We start from the raw sequence: 19,854 nt of genomic DNA on the forward strand, positions 1-19,854 counted from the left end.
CAGCAGCGCGTTCAGCGACAGTCGAAGGTTCAGTGAATAGTTCACGATAAGAGGGATAGCCTTGGAGAGCGGGACCGTCAACCGGTTTTTATGGGGTTCGCCGAAGCACGAACGCTCGTGCTGCCGGATTCCAGCCGGCAGTTGAGCGGGTACGCCGTAGCATTGGATGGCTTGTTTTCCAGATGCTGAAGAAGGAGGCGGCCTGACGGAGAGTGATTTGCCGGATTTAATTTTTATCAACCGAGTGCTACTTGATCCCCCTTACTGCCGGCTGGAATCCGGCAGCACATTGCGGGTTAACGCTTCGCGCCCCATTCGTTCAAAGCCCGCTCATCACGGGAAGGAATGGCGGCGATGCCCAGCTTTTCCATCGCTTCACCGACCAGATAGAGAGAACCGGTGATGAGGCGGAAGGGTTTTTGGCTGGTGGCAGCGAGCGCTTGGGAGAGCGTTTCGTAGACGTGGATCATCACGCAGGGATTGATCCGCTGGCAGACTTCAGCCAACTCGGAAGGCGTCGCGGTGCGTTGGCTGGAGACGGGCACGAGATGAATCTCTGCGACCATGGGAGCGATCAAAGTACACATCTGCCGCCAATCCTTGTCCTCCAGAGCGCCCATGATGAGTACTGGTTTTTCTGAGGCAAAGGTGGTCTGCAATGTCTGCCGCAACAGGGTCATCCCATCCTCATTATGCGCGCCGTCGATAAGAATACGCTGGCCGTTCGCGAGCGTGACGAGCTGCAAACGTCCCGGCCAATGGACGTTGGCCAAGCCTTGGGTGATGGCGGGTTTGTTGACGGGAAGCTGTTCCTGCAATTCCTGCACGACGGCCAAGGCGAGTGCGGCGTTTTGCTTCTGATGTTCGCCTAAAAGGGAGAGGGGATAGGTGAAGGCCGAAATCTCGGCAGCTCCGATGATGTGCAGAGGGGCTTGTTTTTGCGCGGCGGTTTCGCGGATGACATTCACTGCTTCCGGCGCATCCGCAGCGGTGAGCACAGGCAGGTTTGGTTTGATGATTCCTGCCTTTTCACCCGCTATCTTTGCGAGCGTATCGCCGAGCCATTGCGTGTGGTCGAAGGCGATGTTCGTGATGACGCTGGCGAGCGGCGTGACGATGTTCGTGGCGTCCAAGCGTCCGCCCAGGCCCGTTTCCCAGATGACGAGATCGCACTTTTGTTCAGCGAAATAGAGCAGGGCCAACACGGTGACGAACTCGAACAGCGTGGGATGCTGGTCGGTGGGCAATTCCTTGAGCTTCGCCTGCATGTGCGTGACGAGGCGCACGAGATCCGCTTCCGAAATCATCTGTCGATTGATCTGGATGCGTTCACCGAAAGCAACGAGATGCGGCGAAGTGAAGAGGCCTACACGCAACCCCGCATGGCGATAGATGCTCTCTAGCATCGCGCAAACGGAGCCTTTACCATTCGTCCCTGCGACGTGGATGAAACGGAGTTGCTCATCCGGCGCTCCGCACAAATTCGCGAGCGCACGGGTGTTTTCCAAGCCCAGCTTGGTGCCGAACCATTGGAGGCCGTAGAGATACTGGATGGCTTCGGCGTAGGTCATGACGTTACGTCTATTCTACGCTGACCGATCCGTCTTACAGCGGCTTGTGGTGCATGTGCTGATGCACGGCGGCGATGAAGCCTTGGAAGAGCGGGTGCGGCATGTTCGGCTTGCTCTGGAATTCCGGGTGGAACTGGCTCGCCACGTAGAACGGGTGGTCCTTCAACTCGATCACTTCCACCAGCTTGCCATCGGGCGAGGTGCCGCTGAATGAAAAGCCCTTGTCCTCATACTGCTGGCGGTAGGCGTTGTTAAACTCATACCGGTGACGATGACGCTCATGGATCACATTGGACTTGTAGAGCGCGGCCGCCTTGGAGCCTTCGGCCAGGTGGCAGGCTTGTGAGCCCAGGCGCATCGTGCCGCCCTTGGTCGTCACTTTCTTCTGCTCATCCATGAGGCAGATGACGGGATTCGAGGTCTGTGCGTCAAACTCAGTGGAGTGTGCGCCCGCATGGCCCAGCACGTTGCGGGCGAATTCGATGCACGCGATCTGCATGCCGAGGCACAGGCCGAGATAAGGCACTTTGTTCTCACGGGCATAGCGCGCGGCCATGATCTTGCCTTCGATACCGCGTTCGCCGAAGCCGCCGGGGACCAAGATGCCGCCGAGGCCTTTCAAAATCTTCTCGGCACCGAACTTCTCGATATCTTCGGCGTCCACCTTTTCGATCTCGATGCCGCAATCATTCGCCACGCCGCCGTGGATAACGGCTTCGTAGACGGATTTATAGGCGTCGTTCAGTTCGATGTATTTGCCGACCACACCGATGCGCACGCGATGTTGCGGCGCGATGAGCTTGCGGATGATGTCCTGCCAATGCGCCATGTTCGGCGCGGGCGTCTCGAGATGGAGAAGCTTGCAGACAAGTTCATCCATGCGCTCGCGTTGGAGCATCAGTGGCACTTCGTAGATGCTGTGGTCCACGTCCTTCTCTTCGATCACTGCTTCGTAAGGCACATTGCAGAACATCGAGATTTTCTGGCGCAATTCCTTGTCCAACGGCTTCTCGCAACGGCAGACGAGGATGTGCGGCGCGATACCGATCTCGCGCAGTTTGGCGACGGATTGCTGAGTCGGCTTGGTCTTCAATTCACCCGCCGCCTTGATGAACGGAACATAGGTGACATGGAGAAAGACGACGTTGTTATAACCGACTTCCAGAGCGAATTCACGGATGGCCTCAAGGAAGGGCAGCCCTTCGATGTCACCGGTGGTGCCGCCCAGTTCGGTGATGACCACGTCCACCTTTGATTGCTCGGCGATCTGGGTGATGCGGAGCTGGATCTCATCCGTCACATGGGGGATCACCTGCACAGTTTTGCCGAGGTATTCGCCCTTGCGTTCCTTGTCTAATACGCGGGCATACACCTGACCGCTGGTCAGGTTGTTCATGCGGGTGAGCTTCACGTTGGTGAAGCGCTCGTAGTGGCCGAGATCAAGGTCTGTTTCAGCACCGTCATCCAGCACATACACTTCGCCGTGCTGGTAGGGGCTCATGGTGCCCGGATCGAGATTCAGATAGGGATCAAATTTCTGAAGCGCGACTTTCAGACCGCGATTCTCCAACAGCGTGCCGAGAGCGGCCGCCGTCAGACCCTTACCCAAAGAACTCACCACGCCGCCTGTGACGAAAATGTATTTCATGGTCCAAAATGGTAAGGACGGCTGTGACGCCGTCCTTTGTTACCGGCTATTAAACCCAACCTAGGGGCGGCTGTAAAGTAGCGGACGAAAGAACCTTTTCACCAAAATCTGAGAGTGGCTGGAAATCAGGCTTTTGAGAGGTTTCAAACTCTTGCATTAGATGCTTCCTGTAATGCATTAGCCCCACTAACCAACGCAGTGATACCCGGGATAGGGAGGATGTGGACGCTGAAAATGTGTTCGTGTTTTTCTGTGGCCTAAAACCGTTGACGCTACTGGAAGCCTCCCCTAGATTGGCCCTGCATTTTACATAAAAACCACCCAAAACATTGAATTTCTGACATGAGCAACCCCTCGGCAGTGGCAAAAGGTTTGGAAGGTATCGTAGCGGCTAAAACGCGTCTGAGCGATGTGCGGGGCGACGTCGGGCAGCTCATTTACTGCGGCTATGACATCAATGAGCTCGCAGGCAAGGTAAGCTACGAAGAAGTAGTTCATCTTTTGCACCACGGTTCTCTCCCTACAGCGAAGGAATTGGCCGAGATGAAGGCCACGCTGGCCGGTTTCCGCGAACTTCCGAAAGGCGTCATCGACATTATCCAGAAGCTGCCGAAGGACACACCGCCGATGCATGTCTTGCGCACGGGCGTTTCCGCTTTAGGCTGCTTCGATACCGCTGCGGAAGATGATTCCATGCACGCGCAGCGTCGCAAGGCGCTCCGCCTGATTGCGCAAATCCCGGTGGTAACGGCTTATTTCCATCGCCATCGCCAAGGTCTGCCGCTCGTGCATCCGGATGCGTCCCTCGGTGAAGCCGCGAACTTCCTCTACATGATGGATGGCGTGAAGCCTTCCGCAGAGAAGGAAAGCACGATGGACATGTGCTACGTGCTGCACGCGGATCACGGCATGAACGCCTCCACGTTCAGCGCCCGTGTGACCATCGCGACCTTGAGCGACATCTACTCCGCCATCACCACGGCGATCGGCACCTTGAAGGGGCCGCTCCACGGTGGTGCGAACGAAGGCGTCATCAAGATGCTCCAAGAGATCGGTTCTCTGGCCAAGGTGGATGCCTACGTGGAAGACTGCCTGGCGCAGAAGAAGAAGATCATGGGTATCGGCCATCGTGTTTATAAGGTGCTCGACCCGCGCGCGCCGCATCTCAAGCGCATGGCGCAGATCCTGAGCTCCAAGCTGGGCGAGCCGAAATGGATCCAGATGTCCGAGCGCATCGCCGAACTGATGCTGCAACGCAAAGACCTGCACGCGAACGTGGATTTTTATTCCGCCACCGTCTATTACTCCCTGGACATCCCGACGGACCTGTTCACGCCGATCTTCGCGATCGCGCGCACCTCAGGCTGGACGGCGCACATTCTCGAGCAATTAGCGGATAATCGTTTGATCCGTCCGCAGAGCGAGTATATCGGACCTGCTGTAGGATTGACGGTTGTGCCGGTCGAGAAGCGGTAATCAAATTTAAAATCAAAAGGGCGGACGAAAGTCCGCCCTTTCTCTCATTCAATTTCTTAATTTAATACGATGAATATTCATGAATATCAGGCCAAGCAGTTGCTGGCCCAATACGGTGTGGCTGTGCCGCAAGGGCAGCCTTGCAAAACAGTAGCTGAAGCCAAGACTGCTGCTGAACAAATCTTCGCTGCGGGGCACAAGCTCGCGGTGATCAAGTCCCAGATCCACGCTGGTGGTCGTGGCAAGGGAACCTTCAAGCATGGGTTCAAGGGCGGTGTGAAGCTCGCGAAGTCGGTTGAAGAGACGGTGAGCGTCGCGGAGAACATGCTCGGTAAAGTGCTGGTGACGAAGCAAACGGGTGAAGAAGGTCGCTTGGTTAGCACAATCCTCGTGGCTAGCGCCGAGACGATCAAAAAGGAATTTTATCTGGCTGTGTTGCTGGATCGCAACAACTCCCGTCCGCTCATCATGGCGAGCACGGAAGGTGGCGTGGAAATCGAAGAAGTAGCCGAACACAGCCCTGAAAAGATTCTCAAGGAATGGATCGATCCCGCTGTGGGCATCCAGCCGTATCAGGCGCGCAAGCTCGCTTCCGGCCTTGGCTTGAAGGGTGATGCGTTCAACAGCGGCGTGAAGCTCATCATGGGTGTTTACAAGACTTGGTGGGAATGCGATGCCGCGATGGTGGAGATCAATCCGTTGTGCATCGTCGAGACCCCGGATGGCAAAGAAGCGCTCTCTGCGGTGGATGCAAAGATCAGCCTCGATGACAACGCGCTCTATCGCCACAAGAACATCCAGGACATGCGCGACCTCGCGGAAGAATCTCCGTTGGAGATCGAGGCGAGCAAGTTCGCGCTGAATTATATCAAGCTCGATGGCAGCATCGCGTGCCTCGTGAATGGTGCCGGTCTGGCGATGTCCACGATGGATATCATCCAGCACTACGGTGGTAGCCCGGCAAACTTCCTGGACGTTGGGGGTGGGGCAACAAAGGATCAGGTCACCGCGGCGTTCAAGATCATCTTGAGCGATGCCGCTGTGAAGGCGATTTTCGTGAACATCTTCGGTGGCATCATGGATTGCAACGTAATCGCGACGGGCATCGTGGCCGCTGTGAAGGAAACCGGCTTGAAGCTGCCCTTGGTTGTGCGTCTCGAAGGCAACAACGTGGAAGCGGGCAAGAAGACCCTGGCTGAATCCGGCCTCACCATCATCAGTGGCGACACGATGGCGGATGCGGCGCAAAAGGTGGTCGCAACCATCAAGTAAGCCAACAGCGTTCAGCATGATCCGCGTCACAGAAATAGCTTTCACTGGTTACCCGGTCTCTGATGTTGCCCGGGCCCGAAACTTTTATGAAAAGGTTTTGGGCCTGAAGAATACGATGGCACATGAGATCCAGCCGGGTGTCTGGTGGCTGGAGTATGAGATCGCGGGTGCGGCGCTGGCGGTCACCAATGCATGGGCGCCCACTGGCAACAGTGGTCCCACCATCGCGTTGGAGGTCGCTGATCTGGATGAAGCACTGGCCCATTTGAAGGCCAATAATGTGCCGGTCACCTATGGTCCGATGGATTCACCCGTCTGCCGTTTCTTCGGGGTCAAAGACCCGGATGGCAACGATGTGGCGATCCATCAACGCCGCGCGGAATGCGCTCATTGAACTAAAATTTAAAAACGACTCTTTACTATGTCCATTATCGTCAAACCCGATACGAAAGTCTTGATCCAAGGCATCACCGGTTCCTTCGGTGCCAAGCACGCCCAATTGTCCCTCGCTTACGGCACGAATGTCGTGGCGGGTGTGACGCCCGGTAAGGGCGGCCAGTTGTTCGAGGGCAAAGTGCCCATCTTCGACACCGTTGCCGAAGCCGTGAAGGCCACGGGCGCTACGGCTTCCGCCGTGTTCGTGCCGCCGCCGTTCGCCGCGGACGCGATCCTTGAAGGCGTTGATGCCGGACTCGATCTGGTTGTCGCCATCACGGAAGGCATTCCGGTACGCGATATGATTTCCGTAAAGCGCGCGATGGGCGGCAGCAAGACGCGCCTGATCGGCCCGAACTGCCCTGGCATCGTGACGCCGGGTGAAGGTCCGAATTCTTCTGGCGGTTGCCGTATCGGTATCGCACCCGGCTACATCCATAAGAAGGGTAACATCGGTGTCGTCAGCCGCTCTGGCACGTTGACGTATGAAGCGGTGTGGCAGTTGACCAGCCGTGGCGTGGGCCAATCCACTTGCGTCGGTATCGGTGGCGATCCGGTGAACGGTACGTCGCACTTGGATGTCATCAAGATGTTCATGGCCGATCCGGAAACGCACGGTATCATCATGATCGGCGAGATCGGTGGCAGCGCGGAAGAAGAAGCGGCTGCGTGGATCAAGCAATACGGCACGAAGCCGGTCGCTGGTTTCATCGCCGGTTCCACGGCTCCTCCGGGACGCCGCATGGGTCACGCTGGTGCGATCGTCAGCGGTGGCAAGGGTACGGCGGCAGCGAAGTTCGAAGCGTTCCGCGAAGCCGGCATCGGCGTCGCCGCGACGCCGAGCGAAATGGCTGACACGCTGCTCAAGATGATGAAGTAAACGGCAGGCGGTGGCGTCTGTTCCACTACGGCACAGCGACCACGCACCGTTCACGGATGGACCTGATCCATTTCATTCTCAATGCGGCCGCCATGCTCCTCTGGTTGAGCTGGCGGTCGTATCGTTTTGTCCCGGCGAATGATTTCCGCGGGGGCACGCTGCTTTCCACGCTCAAGAAGACGGAACGCGGTCAATTCAATCGCAAGACTCTGCTCACCTCGCTCATCACGTTGCTGGGATTGCGGGCGATCTTTTACTGGCACATCGGTTCCGGGGTGGACTGGGCGCCGCGCATGGATTTCATCGTGCTCAGCATCCCTTTCCGCTGCGACTATTTTGACCGGATGCTGTTATATTCTGTGCTGAGCTTTTTCGCGTGGGTGGGTGTGTTCTACCTTTGGCTTATCACACTGCAAATCATCAACGATCGTGGAGCAGATGCAAATCCGTGGCATGCGATCGTGAAGCGGCATCTCGGTTGGCTGGCGGTTTTACCGGCATGGATGAGAGTGCTTATACCTGCGGTAATCGCCTATGTGGCATGGCTGATTCTCAGCAAATATTTCGGTTATCTTCGCATCCTGCCTGATGCGCGCAATGCGACTGCATGGCTGACCCAAGGTTTGGTCGTTTCGTTATCAATCTATCTGCTGATCAAACTGCTCGTCTACGCGGTGATGGCGCTCTACATCTTGAACAGCTTTGTTTACCTGGGTAATCACGCATTTCTGGCGTATATGAACACTACTGCCCAGCGCATGCTCAAGATCGTCCGCTGGCTGCCATTACGGGCGGGCAAATTTGATTTCGCGCCGTTCCTGATGATCGGCTTGGTATTCCTGTTGGATTTCCTGCTGCAACGCGGCTTTGGAGCGGAACAGAAATACGGATTGATCTGGTTGTTCCAACAGGCGTCGTAACAGAAATGCTTACTTCAGACGGAAGAAGAATTTCTTGGCCGTCTCACACGTGGCTGCACTCAATTCTTCCAATGAACAGTTCTTCACTTTGGCCGCCGCTTCGGTGATCTCTTTCACGTAAGCGGGCTCACAGCGTTTGCCTCGATATGGCACCGGGGCGAGAAATGGCGAATCGGTCTCGAACATGAAACTGCCCATCGGCGTGGCAGCCAAGGTATCGCGGATGATTTGGGCGTTTTTGAAGGTAAGGATGCCGGTGAAACTGACGATGGAGTTCATCGCGAGCACGCGCTGCATGCACGCAGCATCATTCACAAAGCAGTGAAACACACCGCGCACTTTCGGCGTGAACGGTTTCATGATGTCTAGCGTTTGCTCGAAGCACTCACCGCGTGTGTGAATGACGACGTTGAGACCGGTTTCATCCGCCACTTCCAATTGTTGCTGAAAAATCTGCGCCTGCTTTTGCTTCAACACTTCATCCTCAGCAACCGTTCCACCATTGGCGCTGGGAAGGCGGTAATAGTCTAAACCTGTTTCCCCGATGGCGACGACTTTCGGATGTTGAGCGAGTTCACGCAATTCACTGCGAATATCTGCGGGTGCATTCAAAGCATCATTCGGATGCCAGCCCACAACGGCATAAACGGCGGGGAATTTCTCTGCAATAGCGATTGCCTGACGGCTGCTATCCAGGTCGGTGCCGATGGAGATGAGGCGTTCAATTCCGGCATCTGTTGCGCGTTGAACCACAGCGGGTAATTCCGCCGTGAAATCAGGGAAATCCAGATGTGCGTGTGTGTCGTAAAAAACAGCCGACATGCTGGAAAGATAGAAGCGAAGCGGTTGAACAGCCAGTGCCAAAAAGAAAAGCCGCGCCAAGCCAACCACAGTCCGGCGCGGCGTGCCCTATACCAACAAATCAGTTATTACCGCCACGGCGACTGCCTCCGCCGTTGTTACCACCGCCGAAGAAAGCATCAAAGCCCCGACGACGGTTATCATTGTTATCACCAGCTTGCGGGTTGGCTTTGCGTTGCAGGCCCTGAATAGTGTTTTCCTGCATGCGTTGCATGCGTTCATCCGTGAACTGCAAAGATTGCACTAATTGGATGCGGCTCTGGATCACTTCCGGCGTGAGCGTGCCATCATTCAGGCGGCCCAACGCCATGAAACGCATCATGCCGGCTTCCTCGTTGCCCATGATGTCACGGAACATCTGGTCAGAAGTGGCGTTCATGCCCACGTAATTCAGTGCAGAAGAGGCGATCGCAACACGGTCGAAATTGTTCGTGACGCGCGCATCATTATACATCGCATAAAGGATAGTGGGGGATTGCTCTTTCAATGTGCCCGTCAGGTAGCTGAGCGCATTGCGATCCAGGCGGCCATCGGCCCCTATGGCCAATTGCTGTGCTGTTGATACGAACGTGGCATCCTGGAATTTACGCAGGATGGCGTAGAGATACATCTTGGACAGTTCATCCAAGCGGGTGGGGTTTTCCACCGTGAGAGGATTTGAGAGAAGCTCCTTGGCCGCTGCCACTGCTAGCGCAACGTATTTGTTAGGAGCCATTTCTTCCAGCAATTGCGTTAGGTGCGCCACTTCCACGCCGCGACCGGTGGTTTGCAAGGCTTCGGACAGGATCACTTCCGCTTGAGGCCCGCCGATCTTCTTCACCACATCGAAAAGGCCGATTCGCAACGAGTAAGGATAATAATCTTCTGTGCGCGGAAGTTCGGTGTTGTTGCCGTTGTTCGCCCACGGGGGAGGACCGCCACCAAAGCCGCCTGGGCCGCGATCTCCACCACGATCTCCGCCACCTTGGCCAGGTCCGCCTCCCGGACCACCTGCGGTCTGTACTTGCCCGTTTTCACTATTCTGCTGGCGTTCGCGTTCGTAGGAGACATCCATGTTCTCCTTGAGGAATGTACGTATTGTCGGTAGCGCGCCTGGTCCTATCTCAGCGAGGCTCTCCAGATGGAAAATGATTTCGCGGATGCTGGTATAGCGGGCATTGCCTGCACCCGGTTTGATGGTCAGCAATTTATCGAGGACTTCCTTGGGCGTCTTCTGAACGGTCTTCACCACTTCCACGGTTTCCGTGACCTGCTCCACGCGTCCCGTGCGGGACTTCGCGCTTTTCAGATCGCGATCCAAACGGTCCTTCGCGTCGCCCCACTGGCTTTCCAGCGCGGCTTTTTCTTTTTGAAATTCTGCCGTCTTCTCGTTCGAGACGTAGACATAGGCCGCACCGAAACCGACTCCGGCTGCTGCGATGCTCGCTAAAATGATTTTCATAGTCGTATAGGGTACGCCTTTTATTAAATCACCAGAGGTGAGGAATAGTTGCGGATTATTCCCCAAGACGCTGCATTACGGAAGGGAAACTTTTACGTCCTTGCGAAGTCTCACGCTGCCAACGCGCTGCCTGCTTTTTTAGTGGAGGCAATGGGGCTGGCGGCGCGAAGTTTGGCGATGATGTCAGGGAGAATATCGAGCACGTAATCCACCTCTTCCTCGGTATTGTAGATGCCAAGGCTAAACCGCACGCAACTCCTTGCCCGCTTGGCACTTAAGCCCATGGCGGTAAGCACATGAGAGGGGGTAAGTGAACCAGTCGTGCAAGCGGAACCGCTGGAGGCGCAAACACCGGCTTGATCCAAGAGGCTGAGGATGGCTTCCGCCTCCACACCTTCGAAGGAAATGTTTGAGGTATTTGGCAGGCGCGGTTCACGCGCGCCATTGCGCGAAGTACGCGGGATGTTCTTGAGGATACCTTGCTCGAACTTATCGCGCAGCTTGCGGCCCTTGGTGTTCTCGTATTCCACGTGGCCTGCGGCCAGTTCAGCCGCTTTACCGAAGCCGATGATGTAAGGGACGTTTTCCGTGCCGCCACGACGCCCCTTTTCCTGTCCGCCACCGATGACGTACGGCACATATTTCGTGCGCTTTCGCACGTAGAGCATGCCGATGCCCTTGGGCGCGTTTAACTTATGCGCGGAGAGGGACATCATGTCGACGTCGAGTTCTTTGACGTCGATGGCCAGTTTGCCGGGCGTTTGCACGGCATCCGTATGGAAAATCACATCGCGGCTGCGGCAGAGCGCGCCGATTTCTTCGATGGGAAACAGCACGCCGGTCTCGTTATTCGCCCACATCACCGAGACGATGGCGGTATCCGGGCGGATGGCCAGTTCCAAGCGGTGCAGATCCAACGTGCCATCGGGTTCGACAGGAAGGAGTGTGACGTTGTAGCCCTGCTGGGTGAGGTGTTTGGCGAATTTGATATTTGCCGAGTGCTCCACCGCTGTGGTCACCACATGCTTTTTATCGGGTTGCGTGAGCAGGGCGCTTTGGATGGCAGAATTATTACTTTCCGTGCCGCAACTCGTGAAAATGATCTCCTTTGGATCAGCATTGATCAGCGCGGCGAGCTGTTCCCGGGCGATGTCGATGTCCTTAACCACTTGATTGCCGAAACGATACGCACTGGAAGGATTGCCCCAATGCTCGGTCAAAAAGGGCAGCATGGCATCTACGACCTCCGGAGCAATCCGGGTTGTCGCGTTGTTATCGAAATACACTAATTTCCGCTGGCTCATGCTGCCGACTTTGCTAAATTTACTGTCTTGCTTGGACATTTGGTCCATTTAACCGGCCAAGCAAGCAAAAGATTTAACGGCCTACGGGCTGGTACGGTAAAGTAATTTTTGGGCATTTTAGAACGGATTGAACCTGTTTAGCCCATTGACAGATGACGGTGGATGTGAAATCATTACTATTATTAGTAGTTTACTTATGATTACAGATAAAGCGGTTGCCCCCGCACCTACGGAAGAAAAGAAGCTGACCCATAACGAGGGTCTGAAGACGGCTATCCCTACCCTCGCGGGCAATATCGCCGCCACGCTCAACGACGCTAACACTCTGTGCTTCAGCACGGATGACGAGCAGTTCCTGAAATTCCACGGCATCTATCAGCAGGATGACCGCGACAAGCGCAAGACCGGCAAGCTCTACATCTGGATGATTCGCGGTCGCATCCCAGGTGGTGTGCTCTCCGGCAAGCAATACCTCGTATATGATCGTCTCGCGACGAACTACGGCAATAACACGTTGCGCATCACGTCGCGCCAAAGCTTCCAGTTCCACGGCGTGGTGAAGGCCGGCCTCGGACCGCTGATGAAGGAATTGAACGAAGCGATGATGGACACGATCGCCGCGTGCGGTGACGTGAACCGTAACGTCATGTCGCCCGTCGTTCCGGCGCGCAACGAAGTGCACAAGCAATTGCTCGTGGACGCCACGCGCGTGAGCGAAGCGCTCATGCCGAAGACGAAGGCTTATCACTCCATCTGGGTGGATGGCGTGCAGCTCAATCTCGACGCGCAGGAGAACAAAGATTTCGTGGACCCGCTCTACGGCAAGACCTACCTGCCGCGCAAGTTCAAGACCGCATTCGCCCTCGGCCCCGTCAATGACGTGGACGTGCTGACTAACTGCCTCGGCTTCATCGCCATTGAGGAGAACGGCAAGCTCGCTGGTTACAATCTCAGCGTGGGTGGCGGTCTCGGCCGCAGCCATGGTAATGCAGAAACGTATCCGCGCATCGCGGACGTGATCGGCTTCCTCACGCCGGAACAATTGATCGATGTCTCGAAGGGTGTGCTGACGATCCACCGTGATTTCGGTGATCGTACGAACCGCAAGCATGCGCGCTTGAAATACGTGCTCGAAGAGAAGGGTGCTGCCTGGTTCCGTCAGGAACTCGAAACGCGTCTCGGCTACAAGCTCGCTGATGCGAAGCCGTTCAAGTTCGAGAAACAGGGCGACCACTTCGGCTGGGACACGGCTGCGGATGGCAGCAAGTTCCTCGGCCTCTATGTGGAGACGGGTCGTATCAAGGACAAGGAAGGCTATCGCCTGAAGACGGCCTTGAAGGAGATCGCAGAGAAGTTCGCGCCGGAGTATCGTTTGACGCCGTCGCAGAACATCGTGCTCTCGAACATCAAGCCCGCTGACGAAGCGGCGATCACGCAGATCTTGGCGAACCACGGTGTGCCGGTAGACAACCAGACGAGCGCACTGCGTCGCGCGTCGATGGCTTGCCCGTCCATGCCCACGTGCGGCCTCGGCCTCGCGGAGAGCGAACGTTATCTGCCCGGCTTGATGGGCCAGATCGAAGGCGTGTTGAAAGAGATCGGCCTCGGCGATCAGGAGATCATCATCCGCATGACGGGTTGCCCGAATGGTTGCGCCCGTCCGTATATGTCCGAGATCGGTTTCGTGGGCAAAGGCCCGGGCCGTTATCAGATGTATCTTGGTGGCAACGAAGCGTGCACACGCTTGAACAAGATCCATAAAGATCTGATCAAAGACCCGGAGATCATCCCCGAGTTGCGCGGCCTGTTCACCCGCTATGCGGCAGAACGTGTTGGCTCTGAACGCTTCGGTGACTGGGTGGAACGCGTGCTCTGGAAGGAACAGGCAGCGGCCGCTCCGGCTGCGGTGGCGGCGAACTAAAAATATCAATGGTTCTCTAACTTGGCATCGGCGATATGAACGAAACGACCAAACCGAAGAAGCATGCTGCTTATCAGGTTTTTGGTGCCCGGACGTTCGTGGAGGCTGATGCCGAGTTGAGGGCTTATTGGTGGTCTCGCACACCCGCTGAACGGATGGAGGCACTGGAAGAGTTGCGAATCAGAAACTATGGAGAAGAGGCAGTTAACGCCCGAATTCCGCGAGTTTTTGGAGTGTCTGAACCGCGCCGGAGTTGAATATCTTCTGGTGGGCGGGTTTGCTGTTAATTTCTACGGCTACCATCGCTTCACAGGAGATATTGATTTTTGGATAGCGGTATCTGATGCGAATTACGACCGGTTTCTGGAAGCTGTCCGTCTCTTTTTCGAAGGTGATCTGCAGGGCCTCGATAAAGCTTTTCTGCGAAATAATGAAACGATCTTTTTCGGCTATGTGCCTAACAAGATTGAAGTCATTCAAAATGCGTCCGGTGTAGATTTTTCAGCTGCGTATGCCAGACGGCAACAAGCTGAGATTGATGGTGTGCCAGTGAGCATGATTGCGCTGGAAGACTTGAAGGTGAACAAGCGGGCTAGTGGTCGGTCGAAAGATTTGGCGGATTTAGAAAATCTGCCCTGACGGTTGATGCAACAAAACAGTTCAACGAGGGATAAAAAAGAAAGGCTGGCTTCATTGAAGCCAGCCCGTTCGCGTTTTGTTAAGTCACGTGATTTAGCTGTGCAACGCCGCGTGGACGTTACCGACCATACTGGCGCTGGGTTTGAGCGTCTTGCTGCCCTTGCGCCACTTGGCGGGGCAGGCCTCGTCTTGGTGGGACATCAGGTAAACGTTGGCCTCCATCTTGCGCACGAGTTCATCAGCGTCCCGGCCCACGTTATAGAAGTTGATCTCGGAAGAGATCAGGGTGCCGGTCGGGTTGATGATGAACGTGCCGCGCAGGGCCAGACCGGTCTTGGCATCGAACACGCCAAAGATGCGGCTCACGTTGCCCGTCGGGTCCGCCGCCATCGTGTAGCTCACTTTTTCCAAAAGCTTCTCGGAGTTACGCCACGCGAGGTGCGAGAACTTCGTGTCCGTGGAAACGGAGATGACCTTGGCACCGAGCTCTTCGAGCTTGGCGGTCTTCTCGGCGAGGTCAGCGAGTTCCGTGGGGCAGACGAAGGTGAAGTCAGCCGGGTAGAAGACCAGGATGGTCCACTTGCCTTGGGCCTTCAGGTCGGCGAGGGAAACCTTGCCGAAGCCGCGGTCCATGGGTTCGTAGGTTTCCATTTCGAAGTCGGGCACTTGCGCGCCGACACGGATGGGGTTGATTTCAGACGTCATAGTTTCAGTTCCAGTGTTCAGATTTGCTCACCCGTTACAGCGGCGAGCCAATTTTCAAAGGCAGCAAAGAAAATGCCTAAGGCTGAAATCGTCAAGCGTTCGGCTGGTTTTTCTTTTTAGAATTTTTGCCATGCCCTATTCCCACCCACAACCGATCGACAAGCAAAGTGTGATGCGGACCATCCGCCACATGCTGCCTGGTGCGGTCGCCTTGGCGGCAGCGGCGGGCTATATCAATTCAGTCTCGCTTGGCTTTTTCCACACACCTGTCAGTCACATGACGGGTGCCGTATCGCGCATGGGGTTGGATGCGGTGGAAGGGCGCTGGCGCGATTCACTCGCGGCAGTCGCCATTATCGCCGGTTTTTTGGTGGGAGCAATTCTGGCAGGCATCATCGTGGGTGCTTGGAAGCTGGTGCCGGGACGGAGTTATGGCATCGCTTTGATCATTGAGGGATTGCTGCTTTCCTTGGCTTGCGCACTGTTGCTCTTCCACAGCCGTTGGGCGTTGCCAGCTATCGCCATGGCGTGCGGTCTGCAGAATGCGACGACTAGCAGCTACTGCGGCCTCATCATCCGCACGACACATGTGACCGGATTGGTCACAGACATCGGCGTGATGCTGGGCCATTGGTTGCGGCATCGTCAGGTGCAAGGGTGGAAGATCCGCTTTCTGGCCATCGTGTTCTTGGGGTTTGCGGTAGGTGGTATCATCGGAGCCATTGCCGATCTGCGTTATGGTCCGGTTTGTCTAGTGGTGCCCGCCGTGATGACTTTGCTGGCCGGGATCATCTATTGGGGCATGCATCATTACGGTCTGGTGCAAGCCATACAGGATGCTTCACCGCAGACGCCGATGACCGGTTCATTCCCGAATTTTAACAAAGACGCTTAAACATGACTGCTGAACAAATCGCACAAGCCAATGCCGAGCTGCGCGGAAAGTCGCCGCTCGAGATCGTGAAATGGGCCATCAGCCAGGGTAAAGGCCGCGCCATCGTCTCCACGAATTTCCGTCCGTTTGAAGCGGTCGTCTTGCATCTCTGCGTGCAAGTGCAGCCGGATATCGAAGTGCTCTGGGTGGATCACGGCTACAATCGCCCGGCCACTTACAAGCACGCGGAGCAGTTGCGTAAGCAACTCGGCCTGAACATCAAGGCGTTCATCCCGAAGATGACCGTGGCGCATCGCGATGCCGTGTATGGCCCGATCCCCGACACGAACGACGAAGAAGGTCTGAAGCATTTCAGTGCGGTGATGAAATTAGAACCGTTCCAGCGCGGCATGAAGGAACTCGCCCCGAGCGTGTGGATCACGGCTCTGCGCAAGGTGCAAAACCCAAATCGTGCCGGCTTGGACATCGTCTCGCCGGATCCGAATTTCGGTTCGCTCAAGCTCAGCCCTGTATTCTACTGGAGCGATGCCGAGATGGAAGCGTACCTGAAGCAGCACAACCTGCCGAACGAGTGGGATTATTTCGACCCAGCTAAAGCTGATGAAAAACGCGAGTGCGGTTTGCACGCCACTTGGGGCGGTGCCGCAGTGAAGAAAGCTTAAGAAAAGATTTAGATGAAAAGTTACCATCTGGACCATTTGCAGTATTTGGAAACGGAAGCGATTCACGTGATGCGTGAAGTCGCGGCGGAGTTCGAGCGCCCGGCTTTGTTGTTCTCCGGCGGCAAGGACTCCATCTGTCTCCTCCGTCTTGCGGAGAAGGCATTCCGCCCATCGGATATCCCGATGCCGTTCCTGAACGTCGAGACCGGCCACGAGTTTCCTGAGTTGCTGGAATTCCGTGATCGCCGCGCCAAGGAACTCGGAGCGAAATTGATCGTCCGCACGGTGGATCAAGCGGTCGCCAACGGCACCGCTGTCCTGACGAAAGCGGAGATCAGCCGTAACAAATTGCAGATCCCCGTGCTGCTCGGTGCCATCGAAGAGTACCGTTTCGATTGCTGCATCGGTGGTGCTCGCCGTGATGAAGAGAAGGCGCGTGCGAAGGAACGCTTCTTCAGCTTCCGCGATGGCTTCGGCCAGTGGGATCCGAAGAACCAGCGTCCGGAATTGTGGAATCTCTACAACGCGCGCCTGAACCCGGGCGAGAACATGCGCGTGTTCCCGCTCTCCAACTGGACGGAGATGGATGTGTGGGAATACATCAAGCGCGAGAAGCTCGAAGTGCCGAACATCTACTTCAGCCACACGCGCGAGTGCTTCCGCCGTGCCGGTCAATGGTTACCAGTGCCGCCGCCGCATACCGATCCAAATACACCCGATCCATTTGCGGGTGCGCGTCCGGGCAACGAGCCGCGCAAGACGATGGTCTGCCGCGTGCGCACGATCGCAGACATGATCAGCACTGGCATGCTGGAATCCCCGGCCACGACCATTGATGACATCATCGGTGAGATCTCCGCCGCTCGCGTGACGGAACGCGGTTCCCGCGCCGATGACAAGGCTTCCGAAGCCGCGATGGAAGACCGCAAGAAGCAGGGGTATTTCTAAGATTCCGTGAGCGAATCCCCATTAAATCCTGAGAATCGCATCGCGCTTTTTCAAAAGCGCGAGATTCGTCGTGTCATTCACGAGGGGGAATGGTGGTTTGTCATTGCTGACGTTATTGCTGTTTTAACCGATTCAGTAGATCCCTCTGGCTATCTGAAAGATATGCGTCGAAGGGATCCTGAAATCAGCAAAGGGTGGGGGCAAATTGCCACCCCCCTTTTGGTTGATACAACAGGTGGGCAGCAAAAGCTTAACTGTGCCAATACTGAGGGTGTTTTCCGTCTGATTCAAAGCATTCCTAGCCCCAAAGCTGAACCGTTCAAGCGTTGGTTGGCCAAAGTGGGTTATGAACGCATTCAAGAGATTGAGAATCCCGAACTCGCCAGCAAGCGTGTGCGTGCTATCTACAAGTCTAAAGGCTATTCAGAGGACTGGATCGAGAAACGGATGCGTTCCATTGCCATTCGTGATGAACTGACGGATGAATGGAAAAAACGGGGAGTCAAGGAACAGCGCGAGTATGCCATTCTGACCGCAGAGATATCCAAAGCGACGTTTGGCCTGACACCGACGGAATATACAGAATTGAAAAACCTTAAGCGTGAGAACCTTCGTGATCACATGACGGATCTCGAGCTTATTTTCTCAATGCTGGGTGAAGCATCAACCACCGAGATAGCGAGAAACAAAGATGCTCAAGGCTTTCCACAAAATAAAAAAGCTGCTTTAGAAGGTGGCGCAGTAGCAGGCAATGCTCGACGGGAGTTGGAGCAACGGAGCGGACGCAAGGTGGTCACCTCTGAAAATTATCTTTCGTTAACCCAGTCAGTTAAAAAAGCTAAACGTGTGAAAGGGAAATCATGACGGCGGAGTTGAATTTGAATGCATGATCCGATTTACACTTTGAATTGATTAAGATTTTTATCCCATGAGTCAGCATCCTATCGAAATTCTCCGGTTCAACACGTGCGGCAGCGTGGATGACGGCAAGTCCACGCTCATCGGCCGTCTGCTCTACGATTCGAAGTCGTTGATGGAAGACCAGCTTGAGGCGTTGCAGCGCTCGGCGGACATCACCGGTGGTGGTCAGGTGAATCTGGCCAACCTCACAGATGGTCTGCGTGCGGAACGCGAACAAGGCATCACGATCGATGTGGCCTATCGCTACTTCGCTACGCCGAAGCGCAAGTTCATCGTGGCCGATACTCCGGGGCACGTGCAGTACACGCGCAACATGGTAACGGGCGCCTCCACGGCGAACCTCTCCGTAGTGCTCGTCGATGCCCGTCTCGGCGTCATCGAACAGACCCGCCGTCACTCCTACATCGCCGCGTTGCTAGGCATTCCGCACGTGGTGTTCGCGATCAACAAGATGGACCTCGTGGATTGGAGCGAAGAGCGCTTCCTTGAGATCCGCGACGAGATCGAAGGTTTCTTGCCGCGCCTCGATGTGTTGAAGGATGTGAAGTTCATCCCCATCAGCGCATTGAACGGTGACAACGTGGTGGAGCCGTCCAAGCATACGCCGTGGTATCAAGGCCCCGCGTTGCTCGGTCATTTGGAGACGGTGCATATCGCGAGCGATTGGAACATGGGCGCTTTCCGCCTGCCGGTGCAATGGGTGAACCGCCCGAACAATCCGCGTGACCAGAAGTTGCACGACTTCCGCGGCCTGAGCGGCCAGATCGCTGGCGGCATCGTGAAGGTCGGCCAAGAAGTGCGCGTGCTGCCCGGAGGCCAGAAGAGCAAGGTGAAACAGATCTGGACCTACGATGGTGAGATTGAAGAAGCCTTCTGCCCGCAATCCGTCACGGTCGTGTTGGAGCACGACATCGACATCAGCCGTGGTGACATCCTGATCGGTCAGGAAAACTTGCCGGGCAAGAGTTCGGAACTGCATGCTCGCATCTGCTGGATGCATGACCGTCCGCTGGCAAGCGGGAAGAAATACTTCCTTAAGCACGGCACACAAACCGTGCAAGCAATCGTCACGGCCATCGAGCATAAGATCAATATCCAGACGTATGATGTGGAACCCGCGCCAGCCGCGCTTGCGATGAACGACATCGGCGAGATCCGCGTGCGCGTTTCCAAGCCGCTCATCTATGACGGCTACTCCACGAACCGCCTCATGGGCTCCTTCATCCTCATCGAGCAAGGAACGAACCTTACGGTCGGTGCAGGCATGCTCCACGCACCGTTGGAACCTGTGAAGCCGGAATACGACGACTTCGCGATCTAAGCGAAACGCTTAAAAATTCAAACCCGATGAAGCG

General features: G+C 55.8%; 18 protein-coding genes. 12 read left to right on the top strand and 6 right to left on the bottom strand.

Annotated elements, in window-relative coordinates; genetic code table 11:
- Positions 1 to 296: 296 nt before the first annotated feature.
- Complete coding sequence (locus tag VGH19_10145) at positions 297 to 1,571, bottom strand: folylpolyglutamate synthase/dihydrofolate synthase family protein (protein ID HEY1171721.1); 1,275 nt, start codon at positions 1,569 to 1,571, stop codon at positions 297 to 299.
- A 34-nt stretch (positions 1,572 to 1,605) separates the two neighbouring features.
- Entirely contained in the window at positions 1,606 to 3,219 is a 1,614-nt protein-coding gene (locus tag VGH19_10150) for a CTP synthase (protein HEY1171722.1), read from the bottom strand.
- A 342-nt stretch (positions 3,220 to 3,561) separates the two neighbouring features.
- On the opposite strand from VGH19_10150, the gene VGH19_10155 reads away from it, so the two are divergent.
- The 5 genes from VGH19_10155 (at position 3,562) to VGH19_10175 (ending at position 8,202) form a co-directional block, all read left to right on the top strand.
- Positions 3,562 to 4,695: a citrate synthase gene (locus tag VGH19_10155; protein ID HEY1171723.1), complete on the top strand. Its 1,134-nt coding sequence runs from the start codon at positions 3,562 to 3,564 to the stop codon at positions 4,693 to 4,695.
- 69 nt (positions 4,696 to 4,764) lie between these two features.
- Positions 4,765 to 5,967: an ADP-forming succinate--CoA ligase subunit beta gene (gene sucC / locus VGH19_10160; GenBank protein HEY1171724.1), complete on the top strand. Its 1,203-nt coding sequence runs from the start codon at positions 4,765 to 4,767 to the stop codon at positions 5,965 to 5,967.
- A gap of 16 nt (positions 5,968 to 5,983) precedes the next feature.
- The gene (locus tag VGH19_10165; GenBank protein ID HEY1171725.1) at positions 5,984 to 6,361 is read left to right on the top strand and encodes a VOC family protein; all 378 of its coding nucleotides are present in this window, start codon (positions 5,984 to 5,986) and stop codon (positions 6,359 to 6,361) included.
- Positions 6,362 to 6,388: 27 nt separating this feature from the next.
- On the top strand, positions 6,389 to 7,282 hold the full coding sequence (sucD, locus tag VGH19_10170; GenBank protein HEY1171726.1) for a succinate--CoA ligase subunit alpha: 894 nt from the start codon (positions 6,389 to 6,391) through the stop codon (positions 7,280 to 7,282).
- Between the two features lie 56 nt (positions 7,283 to 7,338).
- Positions 7,339 to 8,202, top strand: a complete 864-nt coding sequence (locus tag VGH19_10175; protein HEY1171727.1) for a hypothetical protein — start codon at positions 7,339 to 7,341, stop codon at positions 8,200 to 8,202.
- A 9-nt stretch (positions 8,203 to 8,211) separates the two neighbouring features.
- Here the strand turns inward: VGH19_10175 and VGH19_10180 are convergent, their stop codons facing one another.
- From VGH19_10180 to nifS, 3 genes are all read right to left on the bottom strand, one after another.
- The gene (locus VGH19_10180; protein HEY1171728.1) at positions 8,212 to 9,024 is read right to left on the bottom strand and encodes a TatD family hydrolase; all 813 of its coding nucleotides are present in this window, start codon (positions 9,022 to 9,024) and stop codon (positions 8,212 to 8,214) included.
- A gap of 100 nt (positions 9,025 to 9,124) precedes the next feature.
- Positions 9,125 to 10,504: a hypothetical protein gene (locus tag VGH19_10185; protein HEY1171729.1), complete on the bottom strand. Its 1,380-nt coding sequence runs from the start codon at positions 10,502 to 10,504 to the stop codon at positions 9,125 to 9,127.
- A gap of 110 nt (positions 10,505 to 10,614) precedes the next feature.
- Positions 10,615 to 11,847: a cysteine desulfurase NifS gene (gene nifS, locus VGH19_10190; GenBank protein ID HEY1171730.1), complete on the bottom strand. Its 1,233-nt coding sequence runs from the start codon at positions 11,845 to 11,847 to the stop codon at positions 10,615 to 10,617.
- A 157-nt stretch (positions 11,848 to 12,004) separates the two neighbouring features.
- Between nifS and VGH19_10195 the strand changes: the two genes are divergently transcribed.
- Both VGH19_10195 and VGH19_10200 read left to right on the top strand, forming a co-directional pair.
- Positions 12,005 to 13,729, top strand: coding sequence for an NADPH-dependent assimilatory sulfite reductase hemoprotein subunit (locus tag VGH19_10195; GenBank protein ID HEY1171731.1), 1,725 nt, complete (start codon positions 12,005 to 12,007; stop codon positions 13,727 to 13,729).
- A gap of 189 nt (positions 13,730 to 13,918) precedes the next feature.
- Positions 13,919 to 14,368 carry a nucleotidyl transferase AbiEii/AbiGii toxin family protein gene (locus tag VGH19_10200; protein ID HEY1171732.1) on the top strand — a complete coding sequence of 150 codons (450 nt, stop codon included), beginning with the start codon at positions 13,919 to 13,921 and terminating at the stop codon, positions 14,366 to 14,368.
- 93 nt (positions 14,369 to 14,461) lie between these two features.
- On the opposite strand, the gene VGH19_10205 is transcribed toward VGH19_10200, so the two are convergent.
- On the bottom strand, positions 14,462 to 15,073 hold the full coding sequence (locus VGH19_10205) for a peroxiredoxin (GenBank protein ID HEY1171733.1): 612 nt from the start codon (positions 15,071 to 15,073) through the stop codon (positions 14,462 to 14,464).
- Between the two features lie 130 nt (positions 15,074 to 15,203).
- Between VGH19_10205 and VGH19_10210 the strand changes: the two genes are divergently transcribed.
- From VGH19_10210 to VGH19_10230, 5 genes are all read left to right on the top strand, one after another.
- Positions 15,204 to 15,968, top strand: a complete 765-nt coding sequence (locus tag VGH19_10210; protein ID HEY1171734.1) for a YoaK family protein — start codon at positions 15,204 to 15,206, stop codon at positions 15,966 to 15,968.
- 2 nt (positions 15,969 to 15,970) lie between these two features.
- Positions 15,971 to 16,630, top strand: coding sequence for a phosphoadenosine phosphosulfate reductase family protein (locus VGH19_10215; GenBank protein ID HEY1171735.1), 660 nt, complete (start codon positions 15,971 to 15,973; stop codon positions 16,628 to 16,630).
- A gap of 12 nt (positions 16,631 to 16,642) precedes the next feature.
- Complete coding sequence (gene cysD / locus VGH19_10220) at positions 16,643 to 17,578, top strand: sulfate adenylyltransferase subunit CysD (protein ID HEY1171736.1); 936 nt, start codon at positions 16,643 to 16,645, stop codon at positions 17,576 to 17,578.
- A 6-nt stretch (positions 17,579 to 17,584) separates the two neighbouring features.
- Positions 17,585 to 18,442, top strand: coding sequence for a Bro-N domain-containing protein (locus VGH19_10225; protein HEY1171737.1), 858 nt, complete (start codon positions 17,585 to 17,587; stop codon positions 18,440 to 18,442).
- A gap of 64 nt (positions 18,443 to 18,506) precedes the next feature.
- The gene (locus VGH19_10230) at positions 18,507 to 19,820 is read left to right on the top strand and encodes a GTP-binding protein (GenBank protein HEY1171738.1); all 1,314 of its coding nucleotides are present in this window, start codon (positions 18,507 to 18,509) and stop codon (positions 19,818 to 19,820) included.
- The last annotated feature ends 34 nt before the right edge of the window (positions 19,821 to 19,854 follow it).

The sequence above is a fragment of the Verrucomicrobiia bacterium genome, from assembly GCA_036405135.1.
Classification (GTDB): Bacteria; Verrucomicrobiota; Verrucomicrobiia; order Limisphaerales; family JAEYXS01; genus JAEYXS01.

Excerpts from the sequence above, each read along its gene's own strand:
- VGH19_10145 (HEY1171721.1), bottom strand. The coding sequence starts at position 1,571 with ATGACCTACGCCGAAGCCATCCAGTATCTCTACGGCCTCCAATGGTTC.
- VGH19_10150 (HEY1171722.1), bottom strand. The coding sequence starts at position 3,219 with ATGAAATACATTTTCGTCACAGGCGGCGTGGTGAGTTCTTTGGGTAAG.
- VGH19_10155 (HEY1171723.1), top strand. The coding sequence starts at position 3,562 with ATGAGCAACCCCTCGGCAGTGGCAAAAGGTTTGGAAGGTATCGTAGCG.
- sucC (HEY1171724.1), top strand. The coding sequence starts at position 4,765 with ATGAATATTCATGAATATCAGGCCAAGCAGTTGCTGGCCCAATACGGT.
- VGH19_10165 (HEY1171725.1), top strand. The coding sequence starts at position 5,984 with ATGATCCGCGTCACAGAAATAGCTTTCACTGGTTACCCGGTCTCTGAT.
- sucD (HEY1171726.1), top strand. The coding sequence starts at position 6,389 with ATGTCCATTATCGTCAAACCCGATACGAAAGTCTTGATCCAAGGCATC.
- VGH19_10175 (HEY1171727.1), top strand. The coding sequence starts at position 7,339 with ATGGACCTGATCCATTTCATTCTCAATGCGGCCGCCATGCTCCTCTGG.
- VGH19_10180 (HEY1171728.1), bottom strand. The coding sequence starts at position 9,024 with ATGTCGGCTGTTTTTTACGACACACACGCACATCTGGATTTCCCTGAT.
- VGH19_10185 (HEY1171729.1), bottom strand. The coding sequence starts at position 10,504 with ATGAAAATCATTTTAGCGAGCATCGCAGCAGCCGGAGTCGGTTTCGGT.
- nifS (HEY1171730.1), bottom strand. The coding sequence starts at position 11,847 with ATGTCCAAGCAAGACAGTAAATTTAGCAAAGTCGGCAGCATGAGCCAG.
- VGH19_10195 (HEY1171731.1), top strand. The coding sequence starts at position 12,005 with ATGATTACAGATAAAGCGGTTGCCCCCGCACCTACGGAAGAAAAGAAG.
- VGH19_10200 (HEY1171732.1), top strand. The coding sequence starts at position 13,919 with ATGGAGAAGAGGCAGTTAACGCCCGAATTCCGCGAGTTTTTGGAGTGT.
- VGH19_10205 (HEY1171733.1), bottom strand. The coding sequence starts at position 15,073 with ATGACGTCTGAAATCAACCCCATCCGTGTCGGCGCGCAAGTGCCCGAC.
- VGH19_10210 (HEY1171734.1), top strand. The coding sequence starts at position 15,204 with ATGCCCTATTCCCACCCACAACCGATCGACAAGCAAAGTGTGATGCGG.
- VGH19_10215 (HEY1171735.1), top strand. The coding sequence starts at position 15,971 with ATGACTGCTGAACAAATCGCACAAGCCAATGCCGAGCTGCGCGGAAAG.
- cysD (HEY1171736.1), top strand. The coding sequence starts at position 16,643 with ATGAAAAGTTACCATCTGGACCATTTGCAGTATTTGGAAACGGAAGCG.
- VGH19_10230 (HEY1171738.1), top strand. The coding sequence starts at position 18,507 with ATGAGTCAGCATCCTATCGAAATTCTCCGGTTCAACACGTGCGGCAGC.